General features: G+C 43.5%; 14 protein-coding genes. 8 read left to right on the top strand and 6 right to left on the bottom strand.

Annotated elements, in window-relative coordinates; all coding sequences use genetic code 11:
• Positions 1 to 187 precede the first annotated feature (187 nt).
• Positions 188 to 1,435 (top strand): hypothetical protein, encoded by a 1,248-nt coding sequence (locus KDM92_RS08100; protein WP_212683873.1) that lies wholly within the window; start codon positions 188 to 190, stop codon positions 1,433 to 1,435.
• A 117-nt stretch (positions 1,436 to 1,552) separates the two neighbouring features.
• On the opposite strand, the gene KDM92_RS08095 is transcribed toward KDM92_RS08100, so the two are convergent.
• The gene (locus KDM92_RS08095; protein WP_212683872.1) at positions 1,553 to 3,133 is read right to left on the bottom strand and encodes a transglycosylase SLT domain-containing protein; all 1,581 of its coding nucleotides are present in this window, start codon (positions 3,131 to 3,133) and stop codon (positions 1,553 to 1,555) included.
• Positions 3,134 to 3,428: 295 nt separating this feature from the next.
• On the opposite strand from KDM92_RS08095, the gene KDM92_RS08090 reads away from it, so the two are divergent.
• A complete protein-coding gene (locus tag KDM92_RS08090; protein ID WP_230408241.1) occupies positions 3,429 to 5,102 on the top strand; it encodes an amidohydrolase in 1,674 nt (557 codons plus the stop codon).
• Positions 5,103 to 5,265: 163 nt separating this feature from the next.
• On the opposite strand, the gene KDM92_RS08085 is transcribed toward KDM92_RS08090, so the two are convergent.
• Positions 5,266 to 7,086: an ABC transporter transmembrane domain-containing protein gene (locus KDM92_RS08085; RefSeq protein WP_230408240.1), complete on the bottom strand. Its 1,821-nt coding sequence runs from the start codon at positions 7,084 to 7,086 to the stop codon at positions 5,266 to 5,268.
• A 244-nt stretch (positions 7,087 to 7,330) separates the two neighbouring features.
• Between KDM92_RS08085 and KDM92_RS08080 the strand changes: the two genes are divergently transcribed.
• Complete coding sequence (locus KDM92_RS08080; protein ID WP_212683870.1) at positions 7,331 to 8,650, top strand: DUF2799 domain-containing protein; 1,320 nt, start codon at positions 7,331 to 7,333, stop codon at positions 8,648 to 8,650.
• Positions 8,651 to 8,745: 95 nt separating this feature from the next.
• Here the strand turns inward: KDM92_RS08080 and KDM92_RS08075 are convergent, their stop codons facing one another.
• The gene (locus KDM92_RS08075; RefSeq protein WP_212683869.1) at positions 8,746 to 11,457 is read right to left on the bottom strand and encodes a S9 family peptidase; all 2,712 of its coding nucleotides are present in this window, start codon (positions 11,455 to 11,457) and stop codon (positions 8,746 to 8,748) included.
• A gap of 361 nt (positions 11,458 to 11,818) precedes the next feature.
• On the opposite strand from KDM92_RS08075, the gene KDM92_RS08070 reads away from it, so the two are divergent.
• The 3 genes from KDM92_RS08070 to KDM92_RS08060 all read left to right on the top strand — a co-directional run bounded on the left by KDM92_RS08070 (position 11,819) and on the right by KDM92_RS08060 (position 15,094).
• A complete protein-coding gene (locus KDM92_RS08070; RefSeq protein WP_212683868.1) occupies positions 11,819 to 12,766 on the top strand; it encodes a DUF808 domain-containing protein in 948 nt (315 codons plus the stop codon).
• A 196-nt stretch (positions 12,767 to 12,962) separates the two neighbouring features.
• Positions 12,963 to 13,925, top strand: coding sequence for an ABC transporter ATP-binding protein (locus tag KDM92_RS08065; protein ID WP_212683867.1), 963 nt, complete (start codon positions 12,963 to 12,965; stop codon positions 13,923 to 13,925).
• Positions 13,922 to 15,094: an ABC transporter permease gene (locus KDM92_RS08060; protein ID WP_212683866.1), complete on the top strand. Its 1,173-nt coding sequence runs from the start codon at positions 13,922 to 13,924 to the stop codon at positions 15,092 to 15,094. The genes KDM92_RS08065 and KDM92_RS08060 overlap by 4 nt, the downstream gene beginning before the upstream one ends.
• Positions 15,095 to 15,196: 102 nt before the next feature.
• Here KDM92_RS08060 and KDM92_RS08055 read toward each other — a convergent pair whose 3' ends face one another.
• From KDM92_RS08055 to xseA, 3 genes are all read right to left on the bottom strand, one after another.
• A complete protein-coding gene (locus KDM92_RS08055; protein WP_212683865.1) occupies positions 15,197 to 16,120 on the bottom strand; it encodes a M28 family peptidase in 924 nt (307 codons plus the stop codon).
• A gap of 122 nt (positions 16,121 to 16,242) precedes the next feature.
• The gene (sodB, locus tag KDM92_RS08050) at positions 16,243 to 16,821 is read right to left on the bottom strand and encodes a superoxide dismutase (protein WP_212683864.1); all 579 of its coding nucleotides are present in this window, start codon (positions 16,819 to 16,821) and stop codon (positions 16,243 to 16,245) included.
• A gap of 131 nt (positions 16,822 to 16,952) precedes the next feature.
• On the bottom strand, positions 16,953 to 18,344 hold the full coding sequence (gene xseA / locus KDM92_RS08045) for an exodeoxyribonuclease VII large subunit (RefSeq protein ID WP_212683863.1): 1,392 nt from the start codon (positions 18,342 to 18,344) through the stop codon (positions 16,953 to 16,955).
• 913 nt (positions 18,345 to 19,257) lie between these two features.
• On the opposite strand from xseA, the gene KDM92_RS08040 reads away from it, so the two are divergent.
• Entirely contained in the window at positions 19,258 to 19,863 is a 606-nt protein-coding gene (locus tag KDM92_RS08040) for a MotA/TolQ/ExbB proton channel family protein (RefSeq protein ID WP_212683862.1), read from the top strand.
• A 4-nt stretch (positions 19,864 to 19,867) separates the two neighbouring features.
• Positions 19,868 to 20,314: an ExbD/TolR family protein gene (locus KDM92_RS08035; RefSeq protein ID WP_189344785.1), complete on the top strand. Its 447-nt coding sequence runs from the start codon at positions 19,868 to 19,870 to the stop codon at positions 20,312 to 20,314.
• Positions 20,315 to 20,368: the final 54 nt, after the last annotated feature.

Below are 20,368 nucleotides of genomic sequence, written 5' to 3'. Positions count from 1 at the left end.
TTTCGGTTCACACGATTGTTACATGAAAGAGGGCAGGGATTTCCCTGCCTTTTTTTGTATTCTGAGTTATGCTTATCCTGAGTTTTGATCATTCAGAGTTGAATAAGCCTTCATCGTGATTCACTTGTCGTATGAAGCGTTTAACTAGGTTTGAAATTTATTAATTTTATTGATTGAGAGATCAAATATGAAGCACCTACGCTTATCACAACTAGCTATTTTGATCGCCGCTATGGGCTGTGCGACTGTTCCTGAATTAACTGGTATTGCTGGCAATACTGCTTATGCTCAAGAAGCGATGCGCGCAGAAGTCGGTAAAATTGTTCAGCAAGCGAATGAATTGTACAAAGCAAAAAAATATCGCGATGCTTTAGGTAAGTTGCAAGAAGCTGATCGCGTCGGAAATAAAACTGTTAACGAGAATTTTACGATTGAGCGTATGCGCTTATCAGTTGCTTCTGCAGCAGGTGATAACGATGCCGTAATTCGTTCGGCAGAGGTCATTGTGGCTGCGAATAAGTTGCCAGCAAAAGAACAACTCCAATTGATTCAAGTCTTAGCGAACGCTTATTTTAAAGCAAATAGCTTTGCCAAAGCAGCTAAGATGTATGAGCGTTATTTTAGCGAAGGTGGGACAGATAGCTCGGCTCGTCAATATTTGATTCAATCCAAGTCTATGAGTGGTGATAATGCAGGTGCATTGAAAGATACGCGCGCTGAGATTCAAGCTGCTGAAAAAGCGGGTCGTGTTCCAAGCCAATCGACTTTAGAAGCATATGCGTACGCCGTGCAAAAATCTGACAAAGCTGCATACTTGGCCACTTTAGAAAAATTGGTCATGCACTACGGCAAAAAAGAGTACTGGGTTAATTTGCTCAATAGTGTAGAACGTAAGCCAGAGTTCTCTTCACGTTTGTCTATGGATTTGTATCGTTTGAAATTAGCTGTTGGCCAGATTTCCAAAACAAGTGATTACATGGAAATGGCGCAAATGGCGATTCAAGACGGCAATGCTGGTGAAGCGCAAAAAATTATTGATCAGGGCTACAAAGCAGGTGCTTTGGGCACTGGCACAGAAGCAGCGCGTCATGGCCGTTTGAAAGATTTGGCGGCGAAGCGTGTGGCGGAAGCTAAAGCAGGTTTAGCTGCTGCAGAATCCGCAGCGGAGAAGAGTGCTGATGGCACTGCTTTGGTGAATTTAGGTTTCTCATTGGCGACAGCAGGCGAGTACGATAAAGGTATTAGCTTGATGGAACAGGGCATTAAAAAAGGCAATTTGAAGTATGTTGACGATGCCGAGTTACATTTGGGTGTTGCTCAATTGCTGGCCGGCAAAAAGTCTGCAGGTGTTAAGACCTTGAAAAATGTTAAGGGCAAAGATGGTACTGCTGAGTTGGCACGTTTCTGGGTTATTTATGCGAGCCAATCAAAATAATTGATTTTGCTTGATACGAAAAAAGGCAGCTTTCGAGCTGCCTTTTTTATTTCTTACAGAGTTTTGTTGGTGTCAATTGACCTCAATTTATAACAATGAAGTTGGAAGCAATAAGAATTAACTTTGCTTCTTTGCTTTTTTGTTTGCAGCAAGAACAGTCTTGTTAGAGCTTGTTGTTACACCAGATTTTTTTATTTTGGATCGCTTATTCTGAACCTTAATTTTGTTGTTAGCTAGTTTTGTGTCTGACTTTGCGTTGAGTTTATTGGTGCGTTGTTTAGAAGCTTGTTTGGAACTTTGACTAGCTAAATGTAATACAAGTTTTTGTCCAGGTTTGATTTGATCTCGACTCAGGTCGTTCCACGCCTTAATATCAGCGATGCTGAGTTTGTGTCGTTTCGCGATACTTGCCAAGCTATCTTTTTTTCCTGCTTTGATCACCAACTTGCGTGTGTTGGGAACTACACGTTCTATCCGAAGTTGTGCATCCTCTGCAATCTCTTGTGGAATATCGGTTTCAGGTGATTTCGCAGTTTTTGGGACTAGAATCGTTGAGCCTGCTTTCACAACCATCTTTGCGGGAATCGCATTGACCTCTCTCACCACATCAGGCTTGTAACCAAAACGGTTTGCAAGTGATTCTACGCGTTCAGATTTGTTCACGCTGAGCGTGGTCCAAGAAGAGTACGCGCCTTTCCAAGACATAAAGTTACTTTCATACACACTGGCATTTTCAATCGGAAGAAGAATGCTGGTGTTGCCACCACCTGTGATAACCGGTCGATTAAATTGCGGGTTTAAGGCTTTGAATTCACTTAATGGTAGCTCGGCTAATTTTGCAGCCAAGTGAACGTCGATATCTTTTTCGTTTTTTACGCTAGTAAAATACGGTTCATTATCTAGTCTAGGAAGAACGACATTGAATTGTTCTGGATGTCCGATAATGTTTTTTACAGCCTGCAGTTTGGGTACATAGTTTTTTGTCTCGTTCGGCATTAAAGCCGATAGGCTATCGAAATCGATCGGTAGGCCCATTGCCTGTTGACGTTTGATTGCTCGTTGTACTGAACCCTCGCCCCAGTTGTAAGCTGCTAAGGCTAACTGCCAATCGCCAAACATATTGTATAGACGCTGTAAATAATCGAGTGCAGCCTCGGTCGAATCTAAAACGCCGCGACGGTCATCTTTAAAAATATTTTGGCGCAAATTAAAGTCGCGTCCGGTTGCTGGCATAAATTGCCACATGCCCGAGGCCTTGGCTGTTGAGATCGCATTCGGATTGAATGCCGATTCAATGAACGGGAGTAGCGCTAAATCGGTCGGCATGCCGCGCTTATCTAAGGCGTCAACCACATGATATAAATAGCGCGAGCCACGTTGAATGATTCGTAATAAATAATCGATGCGTGAACTGTACCAATTGGTTTGGTAGGTTACCAAGTGATTATCTAGATTGGGAATCGCGTAACCATGCCGAATCCGGTTCCATAAATCTGATTCGGTAAAATTCAGGATTTCATTGCCATTCGATTTTTCTTCATCATTGCTATTGTCGGCATCAACTGGTGACTCAACTTTTTGTTCTGTTAATTTTTTAGAGAGTTTGAGTAAGCCATCTGTACTTGCTGCAGATGATGTTGGAAATTGGCACAGTAATGCAAAGCTGGAGCAGTAAAGACAGTAAATAAATCGTTTCATAAAGACGAGAATCGATACAATCGACTGTGAGATGAGTAACAGCGAAGTGTACGCAACGCTGCAATTGACGGTCAAGCGAAATTGCGGAAAAGTGCTGAGAAATCGCAGAGAATCCTTGATTTTCTGATAGATTCAATGGCAGACAATTAAGTTGTTTCTGTTAGGAAAATTCAAGTTCACTGATCGGCTGATTTTATCAATACGGAACTTGTCGTCATTTTATTGCTCTGTATATTGCTTTGTATCCGCGGATAATCCTGTATCAACAACGATGAATAACATTTGAGAGAGAAAAATGAAGAGAACAAATAATTTAAAAATGGATTTCATGACCATACTGGCTCTTGGCGCTTGTAGCTTGAACGTGCATGCAGATACCTTATTCGTAAAAGCGAATGGCTACACCTTGAACCACAAGCAGCAATTGCAAAGATTTGAGGCGATGTTAGTGGATGATGCAGGTAAGGTTGTTGCTACAGGTACGCAGTCGAATTTGCAAAAGAAAATGCCTAAGGCAAAGCTAGTTGATCTGGCTGGCAAGACTGTATTACCTGGTTTAATTGATGCACATGGACATGTGTTTAATTTAGGCGTCGCTGAAAGCCAATTGAGTCTACGTGCCACAAATAATTTAACTGAAGCATTAAGCGCGATTGCGCAATATGCGAAACGCGCAACGCAGCAACAATGGATTTTAGGTGGTGAGTGGAATCAAGCCATTTGGAAACTTGATCGTTTCCCAACCGCCAAAGAACTTGATTCAGTTGTGGCCGATAGACCAGTGTGGTTGCGTCGAGTTGATGGCCACGCCGGTTGGGCAAACTCAAAGGCGCTTGCATTAGCAGGTATTACCAAAGCGACGCCTGATCCAGCTGGCGGAAAAATTGAGCGGGATGCGAATGGAGATGCTTCTGGAATTTTAGTTGATTCAGCAATGGATATTCTTGAGAAAGTGATTCCTCCGCAAAATGATACCGAGTTAAGAATTGCCTTGGATGCCGCTTTAAAGCAATTGCGTAGCGTTGGGCTAACGACGGTGCATGATGCGGGTGTTGATGCGCAGTCGGATAAGCTATTTCGCGAGTACGCTACACAAGGAAAGTTGACGACGCGTGTGTACGGCATGATTGGTGGCGTCGATCAATTTTTTGATACTGTTTCTGCCGCTGGTCCAGTAAGAAGTTTGGCAGATGATCGTTATGCATTGCGTGCAGTGAAGTTGTATTCGGATGGTGCATTGGGTAGTCGTGGCGCGGCTTTGTTGGCGCCATACAGCGATGCTCCACATACCAAAGGACTTTTATTTGTGCAGGATCAGCAAATGCAAGCCATGGTGCGTAAGGCCGCCGAGAAAGGTTATCAAGTGAATGTACATGCGATCGGCGATGCAGGTAACCGCCAAGTGATTGATGCCTTGGCTACACTTCCTAAACAGTATGGAGCAGAGACTTTGCGACATCGCATCGAACATGCCCAAGTATTAGAGCCTAGCGACATCCCTCGCGTAGCAAAAGCAAAATTGATCCCATCGATGCAACCAACTCATGCCACATCGGATATGAATATGGCTGAAGACCGCGTTGGTAAAGATAGAATCAAAGGTGCGTATGCATGGCGCACTTTCTTGAAACAAGGTTCGAAAATTCCTTGTGGCTCTGATTTTCCTATCGAAAGTCCTAATCCGTTTTGGGGAATTTATGCCGCAGTGACACGCCAAGATCATCAGCAAATGCCGGTTAATGGTTGGTATGCAGAACAAGCGATGACGGTACAAGAGGCTTTCCGTTGCTTTACGCTTGATGCGGCTTATGCTGGACATCAAGAAAAAACACTCGGTAGTTTGGAAAAAGGGAAGTGGGCTGATTTTATTGTGATCGACCAAGATATTTTTACTATTCCAAGCAAAGACATTTACAAGACTGTCGTGCTACAAACTTGGCAGGCAGGTAAGCAAGTCTATGCAAAATAAGTACGGCTGAATTCTTGATTGAAAACGCACTGCAGAGATTTTTTTTGCAGTGCGTTTTTTATGCGCAGTGAATGAATAGATCGATAGTCGCTCATTGATTGATTACCCATGGTGCGCACGTGGCTTGTTCTAGCTTAGACTTATTTGTTCAGAAAAGATGAGTTCAATTTAAGTGAAATTGAAGCGAAGCAAGGTGTGCATAGACGCCACCATGTGCGATCAACTCCGCATGATTTCCAGTTTCGACGATTTGACCATGCTCTAACACGATGATCTTATCGGCACGTTTTACGGTCGCTAAGCGATGTGCAATGATTAAGGTGGTTCGCCCTAGCATCGCGGTTTCTAAGGCTTGTTGAACTAGTCGTTCAGATTCTGCATCGAGCGCGCTGGTAGCCTCATCCAATAGCATGAGTCGAGGATTTTTTAAGATGGCTCGAGCGATCGCAATGCGCTGTTTTTGACCGCCAGATAAACGTACCCCACGCTCACCTAAGAACGATTGATAGCCTTCTGGTAGGCGTTCAATAAATTCGTGGGCCGCCGCCATTTTTGCAGCTTGCATTACTTCTTCGTCACTGGCATTGACGCGTCCATAGCGTATATTCTCCAAGGCATTTGCTGAGAAAATCACAGTGTCTTGCGGCACGATACCAATCGCATCGCGTAACTGATGTAAATCTAAGTCCTTAATATTGACGCCATCGATACAGATGCGTCCTTGTTGTGGATCGTAGAAGCGTAACAAAAGTTGAAACAGCGTGGTTTTCCCCGCGCCTGATGCACCAACCAGAGCGATAGTTTCACCCGCTTTGATAGATAAATGAATGTTTGCCAGGGCTGCAGTGTCTTGCCGAGATGGGTAATGAAAAGTGACTTGTTCAAATTCGACTGCAGCACCATGATGTACTTGTGATTTTGCTGCACTTGGTAACCGAAGTGGTAGTGATGGATTGGTAATCGGTGATTGCACCGACATTAATTCGATTAGTCGTTCTGTTGCACCTGCGGCGCGTTGGGCTTCTCCCATCACTTCAGATAAAGCACCAATGGCGCCCGCAACTATGGATGCATACAAAATAAATTGACCTAATTTGCCACCGCTCATTTCACCTTGCATGACCGAGTGCGCACCTAGCCAAAGAACGAATACGATCGCGCCAAAGATCAATAAGATGGCGATCATCGTGAGTAAGGAGCGAGCCCGAATACGTCGCATTGCTGTGGTAAATGCGTGTTCAACTGAATCCGCAAAACGTTGCGCCTCAATACGCTCATGTGTATAGGCTTGCACCGTTGGCATCGCATTTAGAATTTCACCAGCCACGGCAGAGGCATCAGCTATACGGTCTTGTGAGTCTCGCGATAGTTGTCGAACCCGCCGCCCAAATAAGATAATAGGTGCAATCACTAAGATCAACATCACGATGATGATCGATGACAGCATTGGGCTGGTGATGAATAGCATCACCAAACCGCCAACAAAAAGTAAAAGATTACGCAGCGCTAGGCTGATACTTGTTCCTACTACCGCTTGAATCAAAGTGGTGTCGGTTGTTAAGCGAGATAAGACCTCGCCAGTTTGTGTAGTCTCAAAAAACTCTGGACTTTGTGTGACGACATGGGCATAAACAGCATTACGAATATCGGCGGTCACGCGTTCGCCTATCCATGACACCATATAAAACCGGGCTGCTGTCGCAATCCCTAATATTACGGCAACACCGAATAGCGCCAAAAAAGTCAGGTTGACATGTTCAATGCCTTGTGTACCACCATCGCCTATTTTGCTAAAGCCCAAGTCGATCATTTGACGGAAAGCATAAGGAATTGCGAGTGTCGCCCCCGCCGCAATTACTAGCGCGATTGCAGCTAGTATGAATTGTTGCCGATAAGGGCGAAGAAAAGGCAATAAGCCACGCAGTGTGGCGATGCTGCTCTTTTTGCTTGAATCTGAACTTGTACTAGGTAAGGGAGTTGACATGATCGTTGCTTTCGGGGATATCCGCATATTGTGGCAGCTTTTTAAATAATGCGTGAAACGATCGTTTTACAATTCTTAACATTGTTGTCAACATAGATGCAGTTGCGGCGTTATTGGTTTTACTTTCATTACATTTCTACACATCATGTCGTTCATTTCCCAAATTTCACACCTGAATTCGCACCTGAAAAATATTTTCATTATCGTCTTGCTAGGTCTTAGTTTGAGTGCTTGTCAATCGACTATGCGACAAATTAAGGATTGTAAGCAAGGTGACTGGAACTTGATTGGCAATAAAGACGGTCTAAAAGGACTACCTGCAAATTTCGAAGAACGTCGTTCGTTTTGTGCAGGCGTTGATGGCGACAAAATTAAGGCGGAGTCAGCCAGTTTTTATCAAGCAGGTTGGGTGAGTGGTAACACACAATTTTGGCAAAAATTGGGGGAAGCTGATGGGCGTTTTCCTAGACCAGCGACGTATTATCAAACGCAAATTCAGTCTGAGCCTGTGACAGAAAATAAAACTCCACTGAACCCAGATGCTTATCATATGGGGTGGCGCCAAGGAAATGCCGATTACTGGAGTGCTCTTGGTGATCAAGATGGGGTTGCGGGTTTGCCAGCATCAATCGAAGCGCAACGACTAGCAAATGCAGGTGATATTCCATTTAACTCCACCGCATTTCAGAGCGGATGGGCACGTGGCAATCAAGCTTATTGGACGCGCTTAGGCTATGAAGATGCACGCCAAGGCGTGAGCGATAAGATGCTGCAACAGCATGCAAAAGCGGCAGAAGAGCGGCTAGTATTGATCCGCCGCGATGCATACCAACTTGCTTGGGATACTGAAATTGTTGAGTATTGGAAGCGCACCGCATGGGAAGATGCAACTAATGCTTGGGATCGATATATGCGTCGTGTTGATGCAAAAAGGCGGGATATTAAATTTGTCGAGGAGGCCTACCAAGCGATGTGGGAAAGTCGTTTGCAAGCGTATTGGCGTGACGCTGGCAAGGATGACGGTTTCGGCAAACCACAAAGAATTGACGAACGTATCGCCAATGCTCGTAAAGACAAAGTGTTTGTGATTGAACAGAGCAGGGATCTTTATCTGCAGGCATGGAACGTTGAAAATATGCGTTATTGTAGTCCTGAGAATGCGTTTTCTTTTGGTCGCCAATCACAGTATTTCGAAGTAAGTGTTTGTCATATGACGCTACAGGCCAGAGTCAAGCACGCCTATGGGAATGGACAAAAATATGAAATCACTTGGCGTGAAAAAGAGCGCGTAGAGCGCGATATTCGTTACGCACTTGATCGACGTAATGATGCTGATTATCGAATTCGTCAGCTTGATAAAGATTCTCGCAAAGACCAAGACATCATTAAAAATAGTAAAGATCAAAATGTGGTGAAAGAAGCAAGTAATCGTGAAAAGCGGAGAGACCAAGAACGTCACGATATTCGACGTTCGATTCGCGACCTTAATCGTAGTTTAGATGACTTAGAATCTTGGCGTTTCCGCCATGAGGAACGTTTGGATCAACTACAACGTAGCATTTGATCCGAGTATTCAAGAAAAAAAGGGACGCAAATTTTGCGTCCCTTTTTTGTGATGAGAGCATTGAATGCTGATTCAACGCATGTCGCTCTGAGTAATTATTTGGCTTTACCTAAATGTTGTAGGAAGAAGCTCTCATACTTCTTATGCCATGCTTTCGGTTTGACGGCGCCGCCCATGCCGTGTTCGCCATCTGGATCGAGGAACAAATCAACTAGACTCTCTTTACCATTTTCCAGTAGCGCACGATAAACATTGACTGTGTCTTGATATAAGACATTTGGATCTAGCATGCCATGTACCAGCATCAACGGTTTTTTCAAGCCGACGGTGAGTGGCAATAAAGAGTAGCGACGCAAGTTGGGTTTGCTACGATCAACTTTACCGATGGTGCGACCACTGTACCAACTATTGTAGTTTTCCCACTCGGTTGGCCCCGCGCCTGCGATGCCAGCTGCGAAAACATCTGGGCTAGTGTACATCGTGTATTGAGTTTGAAAGCCACCAAAACTCCAGCCGTTTAAGCCTATACGTTTGCCATCAACGCCCAATTTCTTTTGCATGTATTTCGCCAAATCTTCGAGGTCTTCGGTTTGCGGTTTGCCGACTTGTTCCCAATTCGCACCACTAAATCGACGACCATAGTTGGAGTGGCCACGTGGATCAACCGCGACCGTGACATAACCATGTTTTGCTGCCATGTACATGCCAAATAAATAGGCCGTGGGTTGGAAGCTATCTGTTTCAATGATGTGACGATCACCGAGTGGTCCGCCATAGGTGTAGACGATAGCTGGACGGTTGTCGCTAATACTCCAATTTTGCGGTTTGAATACGTAGGCTTCTATTTTGTCACCGTGACGATTGGTAAAGTTGAAGCGCTCAGGTTGTAGTAGATGTACGGCATTCCACTGCGGATCATGGCTGTCGGTTAAGGTTTTAATGCTTGCCTTGTTGCTCGTCAGATCAAACAATTTTAACTCTGGACGTTTAGACCATTGACCAGCAACGCTGGCGAGACGTTGCGCATTTTCTGCCACAGTTGTGGTACGGTGAAAATCACCTTGCTCACCAAGTGCCGTCATTTCACCCGTCGCCAAACTGACTCTGAACACATTCATTGCTGCGAAATCGTCGCGGTTCGCCAGCACAAACATTTCTTTGCTATCGGCAGTAAAACTTAAGATTCTATGTGCTTCAAAATTACCTTTTAAAATGGGTGTGGCGCTACCGTTATTGGTGTCAATCACATACGGTTGACGGAAGCCAAGCTCATCCAACACGGCAATCAATTGCTTACCATCTGGCGTAAATTGCGGAGACACGACATCAACAACTTCATGACCAACATTGCCACGGCGTTCGAATACGACTTTGGGTTTTGAATTGTCTGCGGTGTTGCCATGATAGATGCGTAATAATTCTTTTTCTCTTTCCCAAGTTGAAAAGGTGTATTGACTGCCGTCTTTTGAAAATGCGACACGGCTCATTTCAAACCAAACATCACCACCATCGTTTGTGAATACGGGGCTGGGTTGACGCATCGACTCATCGCTGACCTTACGAATGTAGAGCGCGCTCGCTGGTACGTTGCGCTTGTCGTCGGATACTTCGCGATTCACTTTTTTTGCAGTTGCGAATCGATCGTTGTAATTCATGATTTCAACCTGACGGCTAGGTGGTGTTCTACCCGGTTCGCCGATCGAAGCATTTGCCATGATCGCCATCCACTGTTTGTCTTCACTTAAAATTGTGCTGTTGAGGCTGTATTTCTTTTCAGCGTCATCGGCGTGAATTAATTCAGGATTGAGCTGACGCAGTTTGCCCTGATTGAAGTGCGCTTCATAGATGCGTCGTTCATCCATGTACAAGTAACCACTGTCATCTGCGGTATAGGCAACGATGCGTTCTACTTTATCTGTCTTGGTGAGGCGCTCTATTTGGCCTGACTGTGCTTGCAAACGGAATAGGTCGCCGCGATATTGAAAAATGAGTTCCTGCGCTTTGTTGGCCCAGATTAAGTTTTCTACACCCGGATATAGATCGGTATTTTTAAGCTTTTCTTTTGCAAGCTTTTTCTTTAACTCATCACGTAATTCCCATAGTTCTTTATCGACTTCGGTTTTTTTTGCTTCGTCGAGTTTTGCAGTCTTATTTTCCTGCTTATTGTCTTGCTTCACTTCGTTCGACTCTTTCTTATCCGAACTAACATCGCTAGCTTTGTTGGCTTTCATTGCCGCCATTGCGAGTTTTTCTTTCGCTGCTTCGGCGTCTTTTTCTGCTTTCTTAGCTGCGTCGCGCGCTTTTTTGTCTGCTAACTCACGTTTTATTTCTTCGATGGCAGCGCGCTCCCATTGCAATAAATCGACTTTCTCGCCGCGCAAATAAGCGGCTTGTGCTTCAGCTTTTGCTTGCCGCTCATTTATTTCTTTTTCTTTTTGTAGCAATTTTTTCTCAAAGCGATCCCAATCTTCAGGCGCGTCATAATTTTTCATGACGGAAGGAGAGGTGATTCGCGTTGTCTTGCCCGTGCTTGCATCGTGCAAATACAAATCAGAACCTTCTTCACCATAGGGATTCCAGACATAAGCAAGAAATCGTGCATCATCGCTGAATTTCAATTGATTCGCTGTTTTTCCCATGTAAGACTTGCTGCGATACAGTTGTTCTAAACTGAGTTCAGACGCTTTGACTTTGGTGATTTTTGCGTCTGCAACTTTGGTATCCGCGTGGGCAATCATCGGCGTGCTTAGGCTTATCAAGCTGCTATAAATGAGACTTAGGCTGAGCGCGATCACTTTTTTCTTCATAGAATCCTCTCTTAGGTGTGAAATTTTTGTTGTGTTGTTTTGATATTGATTAGCTCACGCATTCTGCCACGGACAAAATGCATCAACTTTAGAATCAATAGACTTTATTTGAAGGAGTAAGTTCCAATCAATCTCTCTGTGGATGTGGGACAGATAGCTTAATCCTGAACAGTTAATTGGCGTGTGGCGGAAATGGTCAAGAATTTTTTGTGGTTATTCTAAATTCATTTCACCAAACAGAATTGCTAGAACATTATTGCTGCGTACAGTAGAATTTTGACTTCATTTTGCGAACGACCTTGATGTTTGAATTATCAACGGTCAAACGTGGTTTTTACTATCTTAATTACAGAAAGCGTTTATGCCAGGTGCTAGCCTTTTAACCTTACTCGACGATATCGCGACCGTTCTAGATGACGTCGCATTGATGACCAAAGTTGCAGCGAAGAAAACCGCAGGCGTACTCGGTGATGACCTTGCGCTCAATGCAGAGCAGGTCAGTGGCGTACGCGCAGATCGCGAGTTGCCGGTGGTGTGGGCGGTGGCAAAGGGATCATTGATGAATAAGGTGATTCTGGTTCCACTCGCTTTGCTGTTAAGCGCATTAGCCCCGTGGTCGATCACACCCTTGCTAATGATTGGTGGTGCCTATTTATGCTTTGAAGGTGTCGAGAAATTAGCGCATAAATTTCTACACAATGAGGCGGAAGATGAAGCTCATCATCGTGAATTGATCGATGCAATTAGCCATGAAGAAGTAGATATGGTGAAGTTTGAAAAAGATAAGATCAAAGGCGCGATTCGGACTGATTTTGTTCTCAGCGGTGAGATTATTATCATTACCTTGGGCACCGTCGCCGCTTCTTTATTTACCACACGCGTTGCTGTCTTGGTTGGCGTTAGTTTAATTATGACTGTTGGTGTATATGGCTTTGTTGCTTTGATTGTCAAATTGGACGACATGGGATTTTACCTGCAACGCAATCAAGATCCATCTTGGTTGCGCCGCGTTCAGCGTCAACTTGGTAATGGCTTGGTCGCTTTCGCGCCACGCTTAATGAAGGCATTAACCGTGATTGGTACAGCAGCGATGTTTTTGGTTGGTGGCGGTATTCTCTCACATGGTGTGCATGCTGTGAGTGAGTTCTCTACGCAAGTTGCACAAAGTGCTGGCACGATTGCTTGGGTTGGCGCTGTATTGCAAGCCATTGTGCCGAGTTTGATTGATGCCGTGTTTGGTATGATTGCAGGTGCATTTGTGTTGTTGGGTGTCACAGGTTTTCAACGCGTATTCAAAAAGAAAACCTAATACGCTTAGAAATAACTCAGAAGGCGGAGGGTGTTGGCACCTACCGCCTTTTTTATTGCGGGATAATCGTATTTCATTAAATGTTTATCGTCGTTTGTCGCATGTGCGTTTGTATTGGTAGTTAAATCAAATACAGTACGTTTATTGTGAATTTTCGAATGAAGACACCTAACCCGACGTTTTAACAGGAGATAAAATGATAGGTATCGAGCTGAATCAGGTAGAGAAAACTTATAGCACAGTCAAAGCCGTGCATTCTTTGAGCTTTAAAGTAGAGCCTGGACAAATATTTGCTTTACTCGGTCCAAATGGCGCAGGTAAATCTTCCTTAATCCGGATGCTGGTCGGTCTAACGATGGCTGACGCGGGCGAGATTCGAATTTTTTCGAGTGGCCAACAAATCCCGAAAATCCCAGAAACCAGTTTCGGTTACCTACCAGAAGATCGTGGCTTATATCCCGATAAAACGGTAACGGAAAATTTAAGCTACATCGGCAAATTACGCGGATTAAGTAAAGAACAGATTCAAGAACAATTGGCGATCTGGTTACCGCGTTTCGACTTAATGGATAAGGTAAAAGATAACCTGAGTAAATTATCTAAGGGTAATCAGCAGAAGGTACAGTTGATTAGCTGCTTGATCCATCGTCCACAATTATTGATTTTGGATGAACCATTTTCTGGTTTAGATCCAATTAATCAAGAACATGTTCTAAGTATCCTAAATGAACTTAAGCAAAGCGGAACGACGATTTTGTTAAGTGCACATCAAATGGCTTTGGTGGAGCGCTTAGCTGACGCGATGCTGTTATTAAATAAGGGGCAGCAGGTTGCCTTGGGTAGCTTGAGTGAAGTAATTGCACAGCTAAGCCCAGAAAAATTTTATCAACTGAGTTTTGCATCGGCAGTCGCCAGCGATGCGATTGAGGCATGCCCAGCTGTGAAGAAAGTCGAAGTCAAATCAGCGACACAATTCGTGGTGCAATTGCATGAAGGTGCGAGTGTGAATCAGTTACTACAACAGGTGATGGCGCTTGGTGAGTTAGTTGATTTTGGTCGTATTCAACCTAGCCTGCATGATCTGTATTTAACTGCAGTGCAAAATCATAATGGACAACAAGTGGCATCAGCGACGATGAATGAGGAAACTACAATATGAATACTTGGAATATTGCGGTGTTTGAATTCAAACGCTATTTCAAATGGAAGCAAGAAATTATTTCTATCGCCTTATTGTTAGTCGGCATGGGCTTTTCTTTTGTCTGGCCGCATGTCAAAGGTTTATTGGATAAAGATTATCAAGTTGCGGTGATTGGTGTCAGTCCTTTGCCGAAACTTGAAGGCTTTCAATTTAGTGAAGTTAGTCCGACTACCCGTGAAGAAGTGTTAAAGAATGTTGGTGAAACTTGGCATGCGGTGATTGAGATTGAAGATGCGCAAGTCAAATTAACTTTAAAAGAAAAGGCGAGTTGGCAAGCGAAGTTGAAATCGAATTTACAAAGCTGGCAGCAAGAACGACAAATTGCACAATTGCCTTTAAGTGCAGAACAGCGACAACAAATTACTCAGTTGCCAGAGATAAAAACGGTGATGTTGAAACCAGAGAAGGATGATAAAGATGAGAAAGGACGTACGGTTTTAAGTGGTGCCGTATTATTCCTTTTGATGATGGGAATTTTTTCTGGCTTTGGTTATTTATTCACAGGAATCACCAGCGAGAAACAAAATCGCGTTACCGAACAGTTACTGACTTTGATCACGCCATCGCAATGGATACAAGGAAAAATTCTTGGCATCTCTTTGTTTTGTCTAAAAACGATGCTCACTTATGGCTTGATTTTCTTCGCCTTTATTCAAGGTGCTGCCGTGATAGCAGGTAAGCCGGATATCAGCCTTCCTGTAACTGCGTTTCAGTTGTTTAGTACGCTCTTGTTTGTGATTTTGGGCTTGTTATTGGTGAACAGTTTTATGGCTGCATTTGCTGCGACGATTGATGATCCAAATCACTCAAGTCGAAGCATTATGATGTTCTTACCCGCTTTGCCAGTTGGTTTAGCATATAGCGGTATCGATAATGCAGAAGGAATGATGATGCAAGTGTTGAGTGTCTTTCCATTGACTTCATTTGCGGCGATGCCTTTGCGTATGGCACATACGGATGTTCCAATGTGGCAGTGGGGTTTATCAGTTGCTTTGTTGCTTGCTTGTTTGTGGTGGTTTAAGTCGGCTGCGACGCGCGTGTTTACCTTGGGTATTCGCATGTACGGAAAAGAACCGAGTTGGAAGCAATTGTTGGAGACTTTCTTGTTTCCGGTGAAACACCATTAGCATGATGCATTAAAAAAAATATTGCCTTATGCTGGATAAAAAAATGGCTGCAGATTGAACTGCAGCCATTTTTTTTGAATTGTTTGTGACAAATTTTATTAATTAAGCTTTGTCTTTGCGCAAAAATTCTTGATCAATTCGTTTCACTGCATTTTGTAAAAAAGCGATGCATGCATGAAAAAATTGTGGATTTATTTTCTCGAAAGTGTCGGTAGGTTTATGGTAATCCGCATGATCTTCAACACCGAAGTAGAGATGCGGAATACCTGCTTTAAAAAACGCGTAATGATCAGATTGTGAGGTCCAGTCATTGCTGCCTTGCTCAGGGCGATCGTGATCAAACAGTACCTTGATGTCGCTGCTAGTATTTAGATTTTCTAATAGTGGTTTGAAGTTTGGATTGTGGTAAGTGCCACTGATAAATAATTCCTTCTTATCACCACGCGCAATCATGTCGAAGTTAAGATTGGCCGCAATGTTTTGGCGCGGAATTGGTCCTTGCTTGACGAAGGCATGCGCACCCAATAAGCCGCGTTCTTCACCATCAAAAAACGCATAGACAATATGATGTCGGGTCGCGCTGTCTTTCAAGCTTTCAGCAACGGCTAACACGCCTGCAACGCCCGAGGCATTGTCATCTGCACCGAAGTAGATTTTGTTATTGTTGACACCAATATGGTCATAGTGGGCGGATACCACCAGATATTTGGCAGCAGGATTCTCTTTTGCATGCTGGCACGCCAAGATATTGTGTCCTTGTGATGCTTGCTTTAAACCGCTCACTTTGAATTCATGTACATAAGTTTCGCCGCAAGGTTTTAACCCTAGTTCAGAGATGCGTTTAAGTATGTATTCGCGCGCCAAGGCATTGCCAGTGCTACCGATTTCTCGTCCTTGCATCGCCTCACTTGCGAGATACTGCACATCTTGCATGACTTGAGATTGTTTTGATTGTGCCAAGCTGGCATTGCTACCTAGCAGGGCGATCAGACTAAGGGCAACGCGAACAGATGAAAATGTATGCATAACTAGAATGAATGTATAAAAATAACTTAGTCAGACAAAGTGTATTTAAGTTCCTGACCCATAGAAAAAGCCTGCGAGCTTGTTCAACTCGCAGGCTTGATTCAATCCACAATCTAAAACAATTAGGCGAAATTTGCTGCCGCAAAATCCCAGTTTGCTAATGCCCAGAATGCTTCCAAATATTTTGGACGTGCATTGCGGTAATCGATGTAGTAAGCATGTTCCCACAAATCGCAAGTAATCAAAGGCTTGTCGGTAGTTGTTAATGGCGTTGCTGCATTGGATGTGTTGACGATATCCAAAGTGCCGTCCGCTTTCTTGACCAACCAAGTCCAGCTAGAACCAAAGTTACCAACGCAAGATTTTGTGAAGGCTTCTTTAAACGCATCAAATGAACCCCATTTCGCGTTGATTGCATCTGCTAATGCGCCACTTGGAGCACCACCGCCGTTTGGTTTTAAACCATTCCAATAGAAAGTATGGTTCCAAATTTGCGCTGCGTTATTGAATACACCGCCAGAAGACTTTTGTACGATTTCTTCTAATGTGGAATTTTCAAACTCGGTACCTTTGATCAGGTTGTTCAAATTGGTCACATAAGTTTGATGGTGCTTACCATAATGGTATTCCAGAGTTTCTTGAGAAATGTGTGGAGCCAAAGCGTCGATGGCGTATGGTAAAGCTGGCAAAGTATGTTCCATGGCAGTTCCTTTTTGGTTAGTCGAAATGATGCAAAAAAATGATGTGAAAAATTAGTGCAAGGTCTGCTTTTTATTCTAAAAGCAGCAAGCTCCAAAAGCAGCATTGTAAGCTTTTGTCTGATTGCTTGCAGCTACTCGTTTGATTTCGGTTTTTTTATTGCGAGTTTCTTTTTTGTATTGATAGCAGCAATTTGAAGTTCGCTGCTATCTGCTGCGGTGTGTAAGCTTAAGAAATCGCCAGCTTGAATTTGCTGAGCACTACGAATGACTTGACCATCGGCTTGCTGCAAAATGACATAACCACGTTCCAAGGTGCGCTGCGGATTGAGCATTTCTAGTTTGTCTTGTAGGTTGCTCAATTGAGCCTGCTGTCTTTGTAGTCGGTGCCGCATCGTGGTGCGCATTTGCATTTGTTGATACGTCAATCTGTTCTGAAACGCTTGTGTATTTGGGCGTTGTTGTGCCAGCCTTTTTTCCAAGTGTAATAATCGATTTTGAGCCGTTTGAATAGGCTTGAACACGGCAAACCGCAAACTTTGCGCACAATGCTGAATTTGTTGACGTTTTGATGTCAATGTCGCATTTGGGTTTTGTAAGCGTTGACTCAACCAGTCTAGATTTTGCGCATGATAATCAAGTTGACGACGCATTTGTCGCTGCATGCTTGATTGCGATTGCGCCAAGATCGCTAGCCAATCGGCACGCGGTCGTGCTGCCATTTCCGCCGCCGCAGTTGGCGTTGGAGCGCGTAAATCGGCGACAAAATCAGCGATGGTAAAGTCGGTTTCATGACCAACGCCACAAATGATAGGCAGTGTGCAATGGGCGATGGTGCGTGCCAAAATCTCTTCGTTGAAGGCCCATAAATCTTCAATACTACCTCCACCGCGACATACTATTAAAAGCTCGCATCGGTTCTCGGCTTCAGCTAGCGCAATCATTTGGGCAATTTTTGCAGCTGCACCTTCACCTTGTACCGGGCAAGGATAAATAACGACTTCAATATGAGAAACTCGCCTTTGCAGGGCGGTCAGCACATCGCGTAATGCCGCAGCATTGGGGCTGGTAACGATGCCGATCCGACGCACAAAATTGGGGATTGCCTTTTTTCGCTCTTGGTCGAATAAACCTTCGGCAGCCAACTTCGCTTTGAGTTGTAAAAATGCCTCGTATAAATTACCAACGCCAGCACGCCTGATGGCTTCGACGTTAATTTGATAGTCACCGCGCGGCGCGTATAGACCAGCCAAGGCTCTGACTTCTACTTTATCGCCTTCACGTGGCATGAAATTGGCATATTGCGCTCTGCCACGAAACATCACCGCGCGTACTTGCGCCGCACTGTCTTTCAATGTGAAATACCAATGACCAGAAGCAGCGCGGGTAAAGTTAGAAATTTCGCCGGAAACCCACGTCAATGCGAAGTTTCGCTCCAATAGTTGCGCTACTGCTTGGTTTAAGGCCGAAACTGTAATAACAGACTCGGATTTTTGTGGGTTTTGCGATGAAAATGTTGATGCCATAAGCCTTATGCTGAGAAAGCTGTCCACAGATTTGAAAAAGAAGGCGCAAGCATGTCATGTGCGATCTTTACTGTCAAAAAAATTTTAGATGACGCTTGTAAGTCTTTGAATTTAAAATGATTAATTACTTTAACTTTAAGCTTCAAATGTTTTATTTCTAGAATTTATTAAGAAGTTTTGATTCGTATAAGAAAATTTTTTGTGCTTATGCACAAATTTATCCACAGGAAAATTCTTGTCTTTTGAAAAGAGTTCCATGTGGCAACAATATGTCTTATTGCCTTTTTTTGCAGCAGGGTAATAAAATTCTATAAAATCAGTGACTTACTATCATGTGCCCGGCTTGTTCACAAAGATATCCACATTTTGTGTGTAGAACTTTTGCTTTATCCACTAAATTTGGGCTAAATATTCAAAATAAATAGCTAAAAATATCATCAAATTGCGGATAGTTTCTTTTGAATACTGTTTGCTCAAAATTTTTGCAGAGATATTTAATTCATATAAATCAATGATTTAGCTTGATGTGAAGTGCTTGTTCACAAAGTTTTCCACAGTTTGTGTGCAGAACTTCGATCCTTGTTAAGAACTTTTATTTGTTCAACGATTTAGCAGCGAATTGCTGATTTATCGCTACTGCTCAATTTAGAAGCGCCTAATTAAATTCTTTTTGAATCAATAGCTTAGTATTTAGCCCAAAGGATATCCACAATCTTGCGCACAGTTTCTGTGAATAAGCTTGAGCTTAATTATTTGATTAGTGATTAAATTATGAGATGCGCACAAGTTGAATGTAACAAAAAATAATCCTGTGCATCTACTTGCCCAGCGTCGAACAACACGATACATTGCGGGCTAAGTATTTCTTCGTCATTACCAAGACTTAATTAGATTTTCTCGCAAGGAGTTTCATTTGTTCGCAATCATTCAGGCGGCTGGTTGGCCGATCTATTTTTTATTAGTGGCATCGATTGTCGCATTAGCTTTGATTATTGAGCGTAGCTTGTCTTTAAGAAGACAAAGGATTTTGCCTAAGACACTGCTAGAGGAAGTAATTAGGGTTTATCAAAGTGGAAAAATCAAACAAGAAGTGATTGATCAGCTTGCGATCAATTCGCCACTTGGTCGTGTGTTAGCCGCTGGTTTGCGTAATGTGCATGCGCCGCGCGAAGTCATGAAGGAATCGATTGAAGAAGCGGGTAGCGCAGTAGCGCACGATCTTGAGAAGTTCTTAACTACACTAGGTACCATTGCCTCACTAGCACCATTGATGGGTTTGTTCGGCACAGTTGTTGGTATGATCGAAATTTTTGGTTCGCAAAACGCTACTGGTGCGAATCCTGCTCAATTAGCACACGGTATCTCCGTCGCTTTATACAACACGGGCTTTGGTATTTTTATCGCGATGCCAGCCTTACTCTTTTATCGCCATTTCCGTGCATTGATTGATGGATTTGTGATTGAAATGGAGCAGCAAGCAGTGAAGTTTGTTGATATCGTCCACAGCACGAGAAAGTAGTCGTATGAATTTTCGTAAAGGACGGGGCAAAGAAGATCCAGAAATTAATTTGATTCCCTTTATCGACGTTTTGTTGGTGATTTTGATTTTTTTGATGGTGACGACCACGTATAGTCGTTTTACCGAATTGCAAATCACATTGCCGACAGCCGATGCAGAAAAAGCAGAAGATAAACCAAGTCAAATTGAAATTGGGATTGACGCGCAAGGTCGCTATAAAATTAATAGCGAAGTTGTTAGCTTTTTAGATGCGGCAACGCTGGCAAATGATTTAAAAAAGGCTGCAGATAGTTTAAATGCGGGAAAAGCCAATCCGATTGATCCCGTTGTTATTATTAACGCGGATCGTGCAAGCAGTCACCAATCAGTGATTGATGTTTTAGAAGCAGCGCGAATTGCCGGATTATCGAAAGTTACTTTCGCCGCGCAAGCAACAGCAAACGCAAAATAAGCCAGTTGCTGTAAGTTACATAAGATGTTTCAAGTAGAGAGAGTGATTCACTCT

The organism is Affinundibacterium baiyunense (genome assembly GCF_018139645.1).
In the GTDB taxonomy this organism is placed as follows: Bacteria; Pseudomonadota; Gammaproteobacteria; order Burkholderiales; family Burkholderiaceae_D; genus Undibacterium; species Undibacterium baiyunense.
The sequence above is the reverse complement of the archived record's forward strand: the minus strand, read 5'-3'. Positions and strand labels throughout refer to the sequence as shown.